Annotated in this window: 14 protein-coding genes; 10 read left to right on the top strand and 4 right to left on the bottom strand. The window is 51.1% G+C overall.

All coding sequences use genetic code 11. The features are described 5' to 3' along the window. Positions 1 to 96: 96 nt before the first annotated feature. Positions 97 to 744, bottom strand: coding sequence for a lysoplasmalogenase (locus AC50Y3_RS27090; protein WP_494821823.1), 648 nt, complete (start codon positions 742 to 744; stop codon positions 97 to 99). 146 nt (positions 745 to 890) lie between these two features. Here AC50Y3_RS27090 and AC50Y3_RS27085 point away from each other — a divergent pair, with 146 nt between their 5' ends. Then, a complete protein-coding gene (locus tag AC50Y3_RS27085; RefSeq protein ID WP_494821822.1) occupies positions 891 to 2,297 on the top strand; it encodes an MDR family MFS transporter in 1,407 nt (468 codons plus the stop codon). Positions 2,298 to 2,331: 34 nt separating this feature from the next. Here the strand turns inward: AC50Y3_RS27085 and AC50Y3_RS27080 are convergent, their stop codons facing one another. The 3 genes from AC50Y3_RS27080 to AC50Y3_RS27070 all read right to left on the bottom strand — a co-directional run bounded on the left by AC50Y3_RS27080 (position 2,332) and on the right by AC50Y3_RS27070 (position 4,747). Continuing rightward, a complete protein-coding gene (locus tag AC50Y3_RS27080) occupies positions 2,332 to 2,805 on the bottom strand; it encodes a GNAT family N-acetyltransferase (protein WP_494821821.1) in 474 nt (157 codons plus the stop codon). A gap of 32 nt (positions 2,806 to 2,837) precedes the next feature. Next, entirely contained in the window at positions 2,838 to 3,485 is a 648-nt protein-coding gene (locus AC50Y3_RS27075) for a GntR family transcriptional regulator (RefSeq protein WP_494821820.1), read from the bottom strand. Positions 3,486 to 3,622: 137 nt separating this feature from the next. Then, on the bottom strand, positions 3,623 to 4,747 hold the full coding sequence (locus tag AC50Y3_RS27070) for a tyrosine-protein phosphatase (protein ID WP_494821819.1): 1,125 nt from the start codon (positions 4,745 to 4,747) through the stop codon (positions 3,623 to 3,625). Positions 4,748 to 5,041: 294 nt separating this feature from the next. Here AC50Y3_RS27070 and AC50Y3_RS27065 point away from each other — a divergent pair, with 294 nt between their 5' ends. The 9 genes from AC50Y3_RS27065 (at position 5,042) to AC50Y3_RS27025 (ending at position 14,624) form a co-directional block, all read left to right on the top strand. Beyond that, entirely contained in the window at positions 5,042 to 5,938 is an 897-nt protein-coding gene (locus AC50Y3_RS27065) for a carbohydrate ABC transporter permease (protein ID WP_494821818.1), read from the top strand. Continuing rightward, positions 5,935 to 6,783 carry a carbohydrate ABC transporter permease gene (locus AC50Y3_RS27060; protein ID WP_494821817.1) on the top strand — a complete coding sequence of 283 codons (849 nt, stop codon included), beginning with the start codon at positions 5,935 to 5,937 and terminating at the stop codon, positions 6,781 to 6,783. Before AC50Y3_RS27065 ends, AC50Y3_RS27060 begins: the two co-directional genes overlap by 4 nt. Before the next feature lie 43 nt (positions 6,784 to 6,826). Then, the gene (locus AC50Y3_RS27055) at positions 6,827 to 8,161 is read left to right on the top strand and encodes an ABC transporter substrate-binding protein (RefSeq protein ID WP_494821816.1); all 1,335 of its coding nucleotides are present in this window, start codon (positions 6,827 to 6,829) and stop codon (positions 8,159 to 8,161) included. Positions 8,162 to 8,288: 127 nt separating this feature from the next. Continuing rightward, positions 8,289 to 9,281: a LacI family DNA-binding transcriptional regulator gene (locus tag AC50Y3_RS27050; RefSeq protein ID WP_494821815.1), complete on the top strand. Its 993-nt coding sequence runs from the start codon at positions 8,289 to 8,291 to the stop codon at positions 9,279 to 9,281. Between the two features lie 24 nt (positions 9,282 to 9,305). Next, positions 9,306 to 10,280, top strand: a complete 975-nt coding sequence (locus AC50Y3_RS27045) for an N-acetylglucosamine kinase (protein WP_494821814.1) — start codon at positions 9,306 to 9,308, stop codon at positions 10,278 to 10,280. A 236-nt stretch (positions 10,281 to 10,516) separates the two neighbouring features. Beyond that, positions 10,517 to 11,635 carry a GNAT family N-acetyltransferase gene (locus AC50Y3_RS27040; protein ID WP_494821813.1) on the top strand — a complete coding sequence of 373 codons (1,119 nt, stop codon included), beginning with the start codon at positions 10,517 to 10,519 and terminating at the stop codon, positions 11,633 to 11,635. A gap of 23 nt (positions 11,636 to 11,658) precedes the next feature. Further along, a complete protein-coding gene (locus tag AC50Y3_RS27035; protein ID WP_494821812.1) occupies positions 11,659 to 12,618 on the top strand; it encodes a DUF4838 domain-containing protein in 960 nt (319 codons plus the stop codon). Positions 12,619 to 12,810: 192 nt separating this feature from the next. Further along, on the top strand, positions 12,811 to 13,572 hold the full coding sequence (locus AC50Y3_RS27030; protein WP_494821811.1) for a TSUP family transporter: 762 nt from the start codon (positions 12,811 to 12,813) through the stop codon (positions 13,570 to 13,572). A 137-nt stretch (positions 13,573 to 13,709) separates the two neighbouring features. Next, complete coding sequence (locus AC50Y3_RS27025; protein WP_494821810.1) at positions 13,710 to 14,624, top strand: DMT family transporter; 915 nt, start codon at positions 13,710 to 13,712, stop codon at positions 14,622 to 14,624. The last annotated feature ends 345 nt before the right edge of the window (positions 14,625 to 14,969 follow it).

Here is a 14,969-nt window from a genome sequence, read left to right as displayed (position 1 = left end):
GGGGGAAATCATCCTTTCACAGCAAAATAGTAGATCATATGTTCGATTCTACTATAATTATTTCTACTAATGAACGAGAACATACCCTTAAAACTATTAAAATTTGTACGCTGATGTTGATGATTCTCTTAAACTAGTGGCAATGAAGAATTGGGCCGCATAGTAGGTGGCCATGATCCAGATGTCGGAGTGGGAGACGTCGGAAACGAACATGTTCCAAGACAGAACGGAGTCAGAAGCCAAGAAGAGCAGTGACCCAATGACAGCGTAAGGATTACCCGTCAGGATAGCCGTCCAGGCCATCAGTGAAATTACAGTTACATAGAGCAGTACAGGTGCGATGAGTCCACTTTGCCCGCTGTCTTGGAGCGCGTGCACCAGCCTTATTCCCATATATCCGGCATAAATGGCGATTGGGATGAGGGTAGCGGCGCGCGGCCAAGAGAACTGAATTCTCCGAATGAAGGATGCCGTGTAAAACAGGTGGCCGATCAGAAATGCGGAGAGGCCGGCAACGAACCATTTCATCAGACCGTCCCCGCACATGGAGAAGAGCAGGCCGAGCAAAAGCAGCCAATGTTTCGGCTGCCTGGAAGGCGGGCAGAGCAAGAAGGCATACGTGAGAATAAGCACCATGGGAATCAGCTTGAAAACAAGCTTTAGGCCTTCGGGTTCCGCAGGAATGATGAAAATATAAGCCAAGCTCATTAGTGCAATTGCAACTGGCAGCCTATTACGAATCAAGGGGGCTCCTCCTGTAGGAAATGTAGTTGATCTACTTGATTCTGCGTGATGCAACCCGTCTCCTGCACTATCGGAAGAGGAATAATTGCAAGGATGGTGAATAGATTTGAGGATATCTATTTTAGCTGAAATAGGAGGCGCATTTCGTGTTGGCACAGCAAACAACGAATCGAAAGATCGTAACGATCGGCCTACTGGCTGCACTGTTTATCGGTGCATTAGATGCAACGGTCGTCAGTACTGCAATGCCTCATATTACGAAGGAATTAAGCGGGTTCGGCCTGATAAGCTGGGTATTCTCGATTTATACGCTGACGATGTGCGTGGCAACGCCTATCTTCGGTAAGCTGGCGGACTTGTTCGGACGAAGAGCGGTGTTCGCGGCAGGTTTAATTATCTTTGCGGTTGGATCGATTCTATGCGGAGCGTCGACGAGCATGACTGCTCTAATCTGGTTCCGCGCTATTCAAGGGTTAGGCGCGGGGGCGCTTACGCCGGTGACGTTTACGATTGTCGGTGACTTGTATCCGGGGGAGCAGCGGGCGAAGGTTCAAGGAATATTTGCCTCCGTGTGGTCAGTGGCGGGCTTGCTTGGTCCGCTCGTCGGAGGGGCATTCGTTGACTACGTCTCCTGGCGCTGGATTTTCTACATGAACGTGCCTGTATTTGTGTTAGCCTTTATCTTCGTGGTTGGGTTCCTTCATGAGAAGTTCGAGAAGAAGGCAAAAAATATCGACTTCATGGGCGCAGTTGTATTCACAGTTGGGCTAACGGCGCTGTTATACGCGTTACTCAATGGCGGCGAGAAGTATGCATGGGATTCCGCCCAAATTATCGGACTATTATGTGTTGCGGCGGTGTTCATCTCACTGTTTCTGTTCGTGGAGAAGCGGGTGAAGGAGCCGATGCTGCCGCTTGCCTTGTTTAAGATGAGGGAGATCCGAGTTATCTATTTGCTAAGCTTTCTGGGCTTTGCCGTTACGGCCGGTGTCATGGTCTATACGCCGCAATGGATTCAAGTCGTACTCGGGCACAGCGCAATGAACTCCGGCTTTACATTAATGCCGATGTGCCTAGCCTGGCCATTCGCAGCTACATTGACGGGCAGACTAATGTTTAAGTACGGACCCCGCCTCTTTATTATCTCCGGAGCGGTGGTCGTTATGGCAGGCTGCTTATGGTTAATGTTAATTGACCCTAATTCGGCTTACGCAAATTTGGTTGGCATCTTGATCGTCATTGGTTTCGGTATGGGATTGCTCACGACACCTATTCTCGTGCTAATCCAGAATGCTGTCGACTGGAGTCAACGGGGAGTGGCGACCTCGACGAACTCGCTCATGAATGCACTCGGGCAGACCGTTGGCGTGGCACTGTTCGGCACGTTATTCAATAACGCGGCGACAGGGCTCGAGGTGAAACAAATCGCACATGGGATGCATGTTGTTTTTATAGCGATCTTTGCCATAACCATCGCGATTGTGCTCGCCATCGGGTTATTGCCGTCCCGTCGCAAAGAAACGGGCAAGTCGCAGCCTACTGTGACCGGTTAAATGCTAAAGGCGCCCCCGGTTGGGGCGCCTTTTATTAGTCTAACTGCTTGATATACCAGGCATCGCAAGCAAAATGCTCCGTACCTGCAAGCGGCGCATCCAGCTGCACGAAACCATGCTTGGCATAGAACCGATTGGCGGCTGCCATATTCGTCAACGTTTCCAAGTAGCATTGCCGATAATGCGCACGCGCAAAGGCCAGTGCTTCGTCTAACAGTGCCGCCGCCGCACCTGTACCTCTTGCGTCCTGCAGCAAGTACATCTTCTGCAGCTCACATACTTCGGTCGATTCCGCAAAAGGCGCAATGCCGCATCCGCCAACCACTTTGCCATCCTGCTCAACGACCCAATAGGCTCGTCCTGCCGCGTCATAGTAATCAGATAGATGGCTTAAGCTTTCATCCTCCCAAGCTAATCCGGCTCTGTTGCCGCCAAATTCGATTAGGCATTCCCGTATAATCCGTTCGATCGCCACATTGTCGCTCGGCTGCAGATGTCGAATGTTCAATAAAAACAACCCCTTGTTCCAGATGAAATAATCTATAATCGCGACATTCGCAGCATGCGCTGCCGGTTATGGGTGTAGGACTGGTTGGCGATCTCGCGAAATCGATCATAATCGCCTGCCACAATCGCGTCGTAAATCGATTGATTCAATCGGTTGGCGGAATAGTGCGGCTCGTGTGGCGTTAATTTGAAATTAATGGTGGCGAAGAGGATTAATTGCTTGAATCCGGCATCGACAACCTTCGCAATGACACCGTTGTTCATGACATTTAGCAAGCACTCTGAGAACTTCATCGAACTCTCTAGGTACCGCGTATAAGCATTATCCTGCTCAGCCTCGAGCTGACGGTTCAAATGCTCCTGCAGATGCTTGAGATCCGGTTCTACTAGGCCATCTTTCAATAGATTGATAGCCTGCAGTTGAAACAGATACAGGACCTCCATGGTGTCGATGACCTCTTTCATGGAGATCTCTTTGACGAGTACGCCTCTATTCTTAAGCGTAACAAGCAGCCCCTCGTGCTCGAGACGCGAAATCGCCGCGCGTATGGGTGTACGGCTCATGTTCAGTGTTTCAGACAATTCGTTCTCCGATAGAAGCGAACCTGGCATGAATTCACCGGTTCGAATTTGGGTACTAATATAGTCGTACGCGGTATCTATTAATGTCGAATTCGCCATGATTGCACATTCCTCTCTGTCCTAGCACTCCTCTGTATATTATGACATGCAAGGGACGGTCTGCAAACTCACATCGCTTAAACGCAGTTGAAAAAGGAGTCGCCCCGCAATCCGGGGCGACTCCTTACGGTTTCAAGTTACTCGGTGTACATCGCTTTCAGCTTAGCGCGCTCTACTTTGGTGATGCCAAGGCCTGTCTCCAGGAACGCATCGATGGAGCCGTACTTCGCTTTCATTTCATCAAAGGCAGCTTGAAGGAATTCTTTCTGAACGCCCATCAGTGCAGTAATGGCAGCAACAACGTTCTCGTCTTTCACTTGCTGCTTCACGCCATCGATCATCTTCTTGTTAGCATCTGCGCGGTAGAAGTTGCTGAGCAGGTAATCGTCCATAACCGTTTTCTCGTCAACGCCTAGAGTCAGAAGGATGATTGCAGAGCCTAGACCTGTGCGGTCTTTGCCGGCGGTGCAGTGCTGCAAGAGAGCGACGTTCTTCGGATCGTTAAGCAGATCCATCAATTGCACGTAAAACTTCGGAGCGTCAACCATTTGCTTGTTGAAGCCGACCAACATTTGAACCGCGGATGCTGCGTCCTTCATCATACCGGAAGCAATCATTGCGTTCATATCAGCAGTCGAGCCAGCGTTACCGGCATCGGTACGGACGTTGTTGATGCCTGCGATGACCGGATCCGGAAGAGCGTTAACTTCGGCATCGGTACGGTAGTCGACGTTTGTCTTAATGCCCATCTCTTGAATGACCTTAAGGTCTGCATCCGTCAGATGGCCGAGCTCTTCACCACGGAACAGCTTGCCCCATTTCACGGTTTTGCCGTCTGCCGTTTTATAGCCGCCAAGATCGCGGAAGTTAAATGCGCCTTGCAGATTTACTTTGCGCTCAGCCGTCTCGACCGTTGAGCTGTTGCCGCCTTTTACAAGGAAGTAAATGCGGGAGCCAGGCTTAGGATCCGCAGTCACAAACCCGTTAAACGCCGAGTAAGTCTGAGCCAGCAATTTACCGTTCTTCTCGATATTGTCCGGGGAAGTGCTCCAGTATACTTTAGCCGCGCCTAGGTCAGCATCGGCTTTCCAACGTACAATCAGTTTGCCTTGCGCCGTGCGCTCCACGCTTGCTTGAGTGAAAGCACCTGGTTTCTTAGCGATCGGTGCTGCTGCCGCGAAGCTCGATGCAGGTGCAACAATTGCACTTGCAAGCAAAGATGCGGATAAAACAGCGGTTGTGAGTTTTGAATAAGGTTTCATAATTAGGTTCCCTCCCAGGAAATTCAACGTGTCTACAAGTAGAGTACAAGTTGTATATTTTCGAGAGGTTATAGAATTGTAAATGTTTTATGTAGCTCCAAACGTCGCCTAATAATTGTCCTTGTCAAACGCTCGCAGTTCCATTTATAATGATAATGTAAAGTTTAACCGCTTTAATTTTCTTCTGACAAGCCGTGTTAACTTTATTTTTTTACTCCTAAAGTTAAAGCGGTTAAACTTTAAATGCATCATTCTGGCGCTTGTCGATTCGGCGATCGAAGGGGGATTGGTGGCGTGAAGTCAACCAGGGCAAGCCGCCGCGAGGGCAGACTGTTTTACTTTTTCGTGTCTCCGTGGCTGATTGGGTTTATCGTATTCGCTTTGTTTCCGGTACTCGCTTCCTTGTATTACAGCTTCACAGAGTATGACATCATTCATGCACCGCAATTTATCGGATTCGGTAATTACAACGAGCTGTTCCATGACGATCTGTTCTGGAACTCGATCAAAGTTACACTGCGCTATACCTTCATCAGTGTTCCTTTGACGCTTGTCCTCTCCCTGATTTTCGCCATTCTGATCAATCAGAGAATCCCGTTCCGGGGCTTGTTCCGGACGGCGATGTATTTTCCAAGCATGATCTCAGGTGTCTCGATGGCGCTCCTCTGGTTCTGGGTATTTAACCCGCAAGCCGGACTCTTCAACTACTTTCTATCCATGTTCGGCGTTGATCAGATCAACTGGTTCCTCGATGAGAAATACGCCATGTGGGCGCTCATCATCATGTCCTTCTGGGGGCTGGGCGGCGGTATGCTCATCTTCTTGGCGGGACTGCAAGGTGTACCGGGGCATCTGCTCGAGGCAGCGAAGCTGGATGGAGCCGGCAGGCTGAGGTCGTTCTGGAATGTCACCTTGCCGCTCATCTCTCCCGTTATCCTCTTCCAGCTTATCATCGGATTGATCGACTCCTTTCAAGTGTTCACGCAAGCTTACACGATTACCCAAGGCGGACCGAATTACTCGACTTGGTTTTACGTGTACAACATCTACATTAACGCCTTCAAAAACTTCCGTTACGGCTACGCATCAGCCATGTCCTGGATTCTGCTGATCGCAGTTACCGTGATTACATTCTTCATAATGAAGCTATCCAACCGATACGTGCATTACGAAGGGGGAACCCCGCAATGAGTGGGATTGCCAAGAAGATCGATTTGCTCCAAGTCATCGGATTTCTCGTTCTGCTGCTCGTTACGGTGGCCATGATTATGCCGTTCTGGTTCATGTTATCGACATCGCTCAAGACGACGAAGGAAATGCTCGTGTACCCGCCGTCTTTCATTCCGAAGCACTTCGCTTGGGAGAACTTCAAGGAGCTCTTCGTAAACACGGAGATCAAGTTCGGACGGCAATACATAAACAGCGTAATCGTTGCTGTGCTGACGGTGATCGGAACGGTTTATTCCTCTTCGTTCGTCGCGTTCGGTTTCACACGTTATCGGGCAAAAGGAAGCCAGTTTCTGTTCATGCTCGTACTCAGCACGCTGATGCTGCCTTATCCGGCGATTATGATCCCGCAGTTTCTGCTCTTCACGAAGCTGGGGCTTCACGATTCCTTGCTGCCGCTCATTTTGCCTTCCTTCTTCGCATCGGCTTATATGATTTTCCTGCTGAAGCAGTTCTTCACGACACTGCCCAATGAGCTTTACGATGCCGGACGAATGGACGGCTGCAAAGAGATTCAGCTCTATTGGAGCTTAACGCTTCCGTTAGCGGGTCCGGTGCTCGCGACCGTGGCGATTTTCTCCTTTCTCTGGAGCTGGAATGACCTCCTCACGCCTGTGTTGTACTTAGACTCGCAGGAGAATTTCACGCTTCCGATCGGGATGGCGTCGATGATGTCCTCTAAATTCCGCATTGCCCCGTGGAATCTCATGATGGCGGCCTCGCTGCTGTCGGTCCTGCCTATTGTCGCGATTTTCGCGGTGGCGCAGAGACGCTTTGTCCAAGGAATCGTTCTTACCGGTATCAAGTAGTTGTTCACATAGTCCGTCACTACTATTAACGAGGGGGATTTGCATGAGCACAAAAGTTGGAAAGACGATGCTTAGCTTGACGCTGACTTTCGGATTGGTCGCTGCAGGGTGTTCGGATGGAGGAAGCAAAGACGGGGATGTCGTGACGATCACGCACTATACAATCGACTCGCCGGACCGCACATTCGTGGAGAAACTGATCCCGGATTTCGAGAAAACACATCCGAACATCAAGATTAAGGTAACGAAAGCCCCTTATGAGCAATTCGACTCCAAGCTTCAATCGTCCATTGCGGCCAAGAACTCCCCGGACGTCACTTCCCACTGGGGGTATGGCGGCTTCATGGAGTACTACAACAAAGGCATGCTGATGGATATGACGCCTTACCTCGGTGATTTCAAGGCTTCCGACTATAACATTCCGGATGATGTCATGAACATCTATAAGGTGGATGGCAAGACTTACGGAATCCCGCTGAATAGCTACGTGACGGTCATGCTGTACAATAAGGACTTGTTTGACAAAGCCGGACTCGCATATCCTCCTACGGACTACGAGGATAAGAGCTGGACATTCGATAAAATGGTGGACTACGCGAAGAAAATGACGGTAGATTCGAAGAACCTGGCCGAAGCGCAATACGGATTGGACTTTGGGTTCGGCGAGCGCGACCAGCGGGCTTCTTATTTCGGAGGTCAGGTATACTCCGAGGATACGTGGACCAATGGCGGCAAGCCTTCAAAGATTAACCTGACAGAGCCGGACGTCATCGAAGCGTATAAGAAAATTTACGGCCTCATCTGGGATCAGAAGGTTTCGCCGACGCCTGCTTTCTCCAAGTCGGTATCCGGCCAATTCGGCGATCCGTTCCTCTCCGGCAAAATCGCCATGTCCGTCGTAGGCTCTTGGAGCTTGGCAGCGTCCAGTGATTTCAACTTTAAAGTCGGCGTTGCAGCCGTACCGCAAGGTCCGAATGAGAAGGTCAGAAGCGTTCTGTACGTCGATCCTCTCTTTGTTCTTAAAGATTCCAAGCATCCGAAAGAAGCGCTGGAATGGATCAAATACTTGATCACGACAGACGTGCAGAAGAAGTCGATTGAGCTGAGCGGCGGCAATCCTCCGGTCAACCAGGCGGCAGCGGAAACGTATTATAATAATTTTGAAGGCATCGATCCTGAGCAAATCAAGCAGGTGTTCGACGGTGCGTACAAATACGGCTTTGAATCGTACAATCACTTGATTTCGAATTACTCGCAGATCAACGAATTGTTTATTAACGAGCTGGCGGGCGTAGAGAACGGGGACGAGAAGGTGGAGGTCGCGCTTCCGAGAATTCAGGAGAAGCTGACGAAGCTGCTGGATCGCGTCAACAAGTAAATCAGGGGACGCGCGGCCGGCTTCTGTGGAAATTCGCTAGCTGTCCGCGCGTCTTAGTTTGCTCTTTGCTCCAACTATGATACGGTAAGGGCAATCATTTTTTTATTCGTATAGGAGCGATCTAGCGATGAAAGTCAGTATCTTTGATGTTGCCAAGAAATCAGGCCTGTCCGTAGTTACGGTTTCAAGAGTATTAAACAATTCATCCTCCGTGCGTCAAAACAATAGGGAGAAAGTGCTTCAAGCGATGAAGGAGCTCGATTACCACCCGAACGCGTCGGCACGCAGTCTGGCAAGGGGGAAAACGGGCATCATCGGCTTGATGCTGACGACGCTCCATGATTCTTTCTTGGATGCTGTAGTCAAGGAGATCAATGATCGGCTGGCCGAGCACGGCTACTTCCTTGCGCTCTCGATCTCCAGCGGCTATGAAGATACGTTTCATCGTTCCTTGTTTCAGGAGGATCGCGTGGACGGGGTCATCCTGCTGTCTCCTGTCGATGAGGACGAGTATGTCATGGAACTGAAGAAGAAGAAAATTCCGTTTATTATGATCGATAATTCGCAGCGCAACCCTTCCGTGACTTCGATAATCGTAGATAACTTCAAGGGCGGGTACGAAGCGACGAAGCATTTAATCGATCTTGGCCATACGGAAATCGCGCATATTTCGGGACCGGATTCTTTCTTAAGCAGCAGGGAACGCGAGCGGGGATTCCGCTTCGCACTCGAAGAAGCAGGTCTGCAACCCTACGGGATAGAAAGCGGCAGCTTCGAAATCCCTACCGGTTATCGGATTGCAAAACAGTGGATCGATGAGGGACGGCTGCCGTCCGCGATCTTCGCTTCGGATGATTATATCGCGGTCGGCGTTCTGAACGCATGCATGACTTCGGACGTCCGCGTACCCGAGGATCTGTCGCTCGTCGGCTTTGACGACCAGGTTCTGGCGTCGGAATTTCATCCGCGGCTGACAACGGTCCGGCAACCGGCGGATCGAATCGGAAGCACGGCTGTGGAGCTGCTGCTGAACGTCATTAACGAGCAGGCCAAGCGCAGTGTGACGGTACAGATCGAGCCTGAGCTGATTGTAAGGGAATCGACGGCACGTAGAACTTAGACTGTCAGGTCAGGAGTGGGTGCTTTGGGCTATTATTTGGGAGTCGATGGCGGCGGCAGCAAGACTTATACGTTAATCGTCGACGAGCAAGGCAAGATCGTAGGCAAAGGACACAGCGGGAACGGCAATCATCAAGTCGGCTATGAAAGAGCCCGTGATAACATACGAGAGTCTGTCGAGATGGCATTGGCGAATGCCGGACTGAGGCGCGAGGAGATCGCGTTTGCCTACTTCGGGCTGGCAGGAGCGGATAGAGAAGCGGATTATGCGATTTTACGCCCAATGATAGCTGAGCTCGGCTTCCCGCGCCATGACATTAACTGCGATACGATGATTGCGCTCCGGGCGGGCACAGAGCGGTCTTATGGCGTTGTCTTGATTTGCGGTGCCGGAACGAACAGCGCCGGCGTAAATCCGGAAGGACGGTTCTACCAATGCGGCGGATTCTCGTATCAATTTGGAGACTTCGGCGGCGGAGGGTCGCTGAGCGTAGAAGCGTTCCGATCGGTGCTCCGGGCATGGGACGGGCGGGAGAAGCCGACATTGTTGACGCAGCTCGTGCTGGATGATCTCGGGTACGATAGCGTGCAAGCGATGTTCGACGACTATCTGGACCATGACAAAGTGCCGCCTTACCGGTTGGCCAAGCTGTTGTTTGAAGCGGCAGCTCAAGGTGATGAAACGGCTATCGCTATTTTACAGGGTCAGGGCGTTGAGCTTGGCAAATCGGCGCAGGCGGTTATCCGCCGGCTCGGCTTGGAAGGCGAGCACTTCGATGTTGTGCTTGCGGGGAGCGTCTTGACTCGCGGCGCAGGCGATTATGTAACCGCTTTTATTGAAGAAGCGGTCGCTGCAGTCGCACCTCATGCGACCATTACGAAGCTGCGTGCGGAGCCTGTCATTGGCGCGATATGGCTGGCTTTCGAAGCAAGCGGGATCATATTGCCGGACATTGTATATGAGAATTTACGTCACGTGACGGATTATAGTTTGATCTAAAGTTGGGTGTTACCTACATCGTCAGGCTTCTATTTAGCTTGGCGGTGTATTTAGTAATGGCGATTTTGTCAATTCATTGTTGCTGCATCCATGCGTGAAGCCTGCTGATTATTAGTGGGGCGATAAAGGATTTGTCGAAAGTACTGCATTATGGATCTGCTCATCTGGGGCAATTCTTTTTTCGGTATAATGGAAGTAGTTTGAAGACAGATGCTTGAAATGAGGGAGTTAACGTCGTGCTGGAATATAGAAGGGCAAGACCGGATGAGCGTGAGGAATATATCGATTTAGCCAACTATGCCTTTAAGATAGATGTAGAAACCGTGCTTCCCAAAGTGTACAGCAAGGACATCGATTCTTCGTCAATCCACATGGTGGCTGCGGATGATAAGGGTCGGTTGCGCGCGCAGGTAGCGATTTACCCGGAACCGATGAATGTAGCCGGCGTTGCGCTGCGCGTCGGATATTTGGGGATTGTTTCGGTGCATCCAAGGGCTCGCGGGGAAGGGCATATGAAGGTGCTGATGAACAAGTGGCTGGAAGAGGCGCCTGAATTGTACGACATGGTTGTCTTATATGGTCAGCGACAGCGGTACGAGTATTTCGATTTTACCCTCGGAGGGGTGAAAATCAAATATTCGGTGGGAGAGGTCAATTGCCGTCACGCCTTGAGCGATGTGAACGTGAACGGGCTGTCGTTCCCTACGTTGTTCGAAGTCGAAGGCGCAGCAGCTTTCGCGCGTAAGCTCAACGATGCGCGGCCTGCTTTCGTTCACCGCGATGAGAAGCATTTGTCGTCTATCTTGAACGGACTCGAGCAGCGAGCGATCGGCGTGTTGGATGGGGAGAAGCTAATTGGCTATATGGTCGTCAACAAAGCAGGCAATGAAATTACGGAGCTCGCGATGGAAGATGTGAATGACGTTCCACGTGCAATCAAAGGTTATTTGGCACATGCGGGTCAGGAGTGGATAGCCGTATTCGCACCGGAATATGAGACGGAGCTGAATGCGAGCCTTAGCAGCTTTGCAGAAAATTACGCGATTGGTACGTCCGACATGTACCATATTATAGATTTTGCCCGCGTGCTTGAGGCTTACTTAACGCTTGCGTATAGGACAACCGGACTTACACCCGGCGAATTCTCCGCCGTGCTGGACGGCCAGCCTGTTACAGCTCGTATAGATGAGAATGGCGTGACCGTCGAGCGGTCGGCTAAGCCCGACGCACTTACGCTTAACAAGCAGCAGGCGCAGACCCTTCTGGTGACGCCGCATGGCCGTTATTCGGGAGCGAAAGCGCCTGCCGGATGGTTTCCACTCCCTATTTTCTGGTATACAGCGGATAAATTCTGACAGCTTAAGAGGAGACAACCAACATGAAAGATAAACGCGGTATACTGATTCTCCCCGAGGAAGTTGGCCCTTATTGGGCAGACTTGATTGCTCGCTCGGGCCTTAATCTGGTGGGCATCCATCCGGGTTGGGGAGCGGGAGCGCTCGAGGAGCTAGAGAACATGCTGGAGTTTGTGAAAACGCCGGCCTTTGAACAATTCGCAGCACGGATGAAGGAGCTGGATGTGGATCTCGAGTTCGAATCCCATGCCATGTCGTGGCTCGTTCCGCGCGCGCTCTTCTCCGAGCATCCCGACTGGTTCCGGCTGGACGAGTCAGGGAATCGCAATGCGGACTTTAACTTGTGTGCCTCTAACAAGGAGGCGCTTGATTTCTTGGAGGTGCGGTCCGAAGAGCTGGCTCGAGTGTTGCCCACACGATCGGGGCGATATTATTTCTGGATCGACGACGTGACCAACAGCGCTTGCCACTGCGAGGATTGCCGAACGTTGACTACGTCCGACCAGGCGATGATTTTCTACAATCGTATCCTGCGGGGGATTCGGCGGTTTGATGCGGCGGCTGAGCATTGTTATCTGGCTTACCAAGATACGATCCAAGCACCTGTGAACGTGCAGCCCGATCCTGGTATCTTTCTGGAGTATGCGCCTATCTATCGGAATTCAGCTCGTCCGATCCATGATTCGGATTGCCCGGAGAACTATAAGGAGCTCGAGCATCTGCCTGGTCTGCTGCAGCTATTCGGACAGGAGGGCGCTCAAATTCTGGAATACTGGATGGACAATTCCCGGTTTCTGAACTGGCAAAAGCCGTTGAAACCATTGCCGTTCTACGAAGAGGTCATCCGCCGGGACGCGGAGCATTATCGGAGCCTGGGATTCCATCGGCAGACCAGCTTCGGCGTATGGTTAGGCGAGGACTACGCGCAGGAGTTCGGCGAGCCGCCGATTGTCGCTTATGCTCGTGCTATTGGGGAAGAGTAAGAGCCTATTAACGGCGCGGGTTGGGGGTTGTGACAAGTCAGGGCAAATAGCGGTAAGCTAAGAAGGCCGGGAGAGAAACTCCCGGTCTTTTTTCTGTAGTGCGCTCAGGAGCATTTTGTCGTACGATGTAATTCTTGAAGTCATTTGAATTCGGCATATGTACGTTCGAAAGGGGTTAAGTGTCTTACAGCTATGGATTTAACATGGGGAATTATCGCATTAATGCTCGGCGGCGGTTTTCTGGCTGCCTTTATTGACTCCTCGGTAGGCGGGGGAGGCCTTATCTCAGTGCCGGTCCTGCTGGCGGCGGGACTCCCGCCGCATCTGGCGCTCGGAACGAACAAGCTGTCGGCCTCGTTCTCTTCGGTAACAAGCACGCTTACTTTCTGGCGTTCCGGCAAAATCAAACTGCGCAGCACGGGCAAGCTCGTCCCGTTCACGGCGGTCGGTGCAGCGGGAGGAGCAATGCTGCTTCAGCTTATCCCATCGGATTGGCTGCGGCCCGCAATTGTCGTCATGCTTATTGCCGTCACCGTGTACACGCTGCTGAAACGCAATTGGGGGATGGAAGGAACACGTAGCGAGCTTACGGCAGCTGCTCAGTTCGGCGCGATTGCCGCGGCGTTCGTGCTCGGCGCATATGACGGCTTCTTCGGTCCGGGGACCGGCTCGTTCTTAATCTTTATTTTCATCATGCTGGGTTTTGATTTCGTGCAAGCGGCAGGCAACGCGAAGCTGCTCAATTTCACGAGCAACGTGGCGAGCTTGATCGTGTTTCTGTCTCTGGGCTGGGTTGATTTCCGCCTCGGCCTGCTAATGGGCTCGACGATGGTGCTCGGCTCATTCGCCGGCTCCCGTCTGGCGATCAAGAAAGGAACCAAGTACGTAAAGCTGCTGTTTGTGCTCGTTACGGTTTTACTAATCGGAAAACAGCTGTGGACGATGGTAGGATAAAAAAACGGTGGCATTTTTAGTGATAGGAAATGATGAACAGACTCAGCTTTCAGAGGAAATCGTTGTTCAAAGGTTCCGGCTTTTTTGGTATGGTTAGTTGGTGTTTCAAAAAGATTGGCTGGGAGAGACGACATCTTATGAGTAAACAACAACAAATGAAATCCAGTGTGCTGCTGCTAATCACGGCTTGCATCTGGGGTTCTGCTTTTGTAGCGCAGCGCGAAGGGATGAATTATACAGGGCCATTTACCTTTAATGCCGTTAGATTTGCACTAGGCGCATTATCCCTGATTCCGCTCATCATCTGGCTGGATCGAAGATCCCGGAAACCATTTAACGAGATTAAGGCTTCGGTAAAAAGCTCGGCGGTCTCCGGTTTCATAGCAGGCTTGATCCTCTTCTGCGGGGCGTCGTTACAGCAAATTGGACTCATGTATACAACTGCGGGGAAAGCAGCTTTTGTGACGGGATTGTATATTGTGATTGTGCCGTTTCTGGGCTTGTTTCTAAAGCAACGCATTAATGCGAACAGCGCGATAGGTGCTATCATAGCGGTTTACGGTTTATATTTACTGTGCTTAAAGAATGATTTGACGCTAGGGACGGGTGACTTATACGAGCTCGTTGGGGCATTCTTCTGGTCGGCGCATATTCTGCTGATTGACAAGTTGTCTCGGCGAACGGACGTTATTAAGCTGTCGTTCTTTCAAGTGGTCACGTGTTCCGTACTTAGCTTTATCGTTGCTTTCGCAACTGAAACGATCGATTGGACAGGACTGTCGCAGGCGCTTATTCCGCTTCTGTACGGCGGCATTTGCTCAGTTGGGATTGCCTATACACTGCAGGTTGTCGGTCAGAAAGGTGCGCATCCGACGCAGGCGGCGATTATTATGAGCATGGAAACGGTATTCGCGGTTGTTGGCGGTTACTTCATACTCGGCGAATTGCTGGATACACGAGGCGTGGTCGGCTGTTTGTTTATGCTGGTGGGGATGATCATCCCGCAGCTTCCTCCGATTAGGGCTGCACGAAGCGTTCGCCGCCAGGCATAGCGCACAAAAGTGCTCTAACGAACCGTACGGGTCTTATTTGCATCAAAATAGCTTCGAAAAAATGCTAACGAATCCTACGGACTCTATTTAATGGTTTTCGGGGATTTGGGGGCTGATTTTCGGGGAATAACGCCTCTACGGTTCGTTAGAATCTCGGAACCCCGAAAATCGGCCTAATAAGGCCCCTACGGTTCGTTAGATTTCGCGGCGTGCGGCATAATTGTATGGATGGTGCAGGGTGAGAACCTTGTGCCTTTTTTGCGTCCTCATCATTTACCAGCCCGCCTTCTGGAAGGTATTTCCGACTCTGTTGAAGAATTAGTAATCAACTGGAACACCGTTTGA

It is taken from the genome of Paenibacillus sp. J22R98, assembly GCF_059383835.1.
The sequence above is the reverse complement of the archived record's forward strand: the minus strand, read 5'-3'. Positions and strand labels throughout refer to the sequence as shown.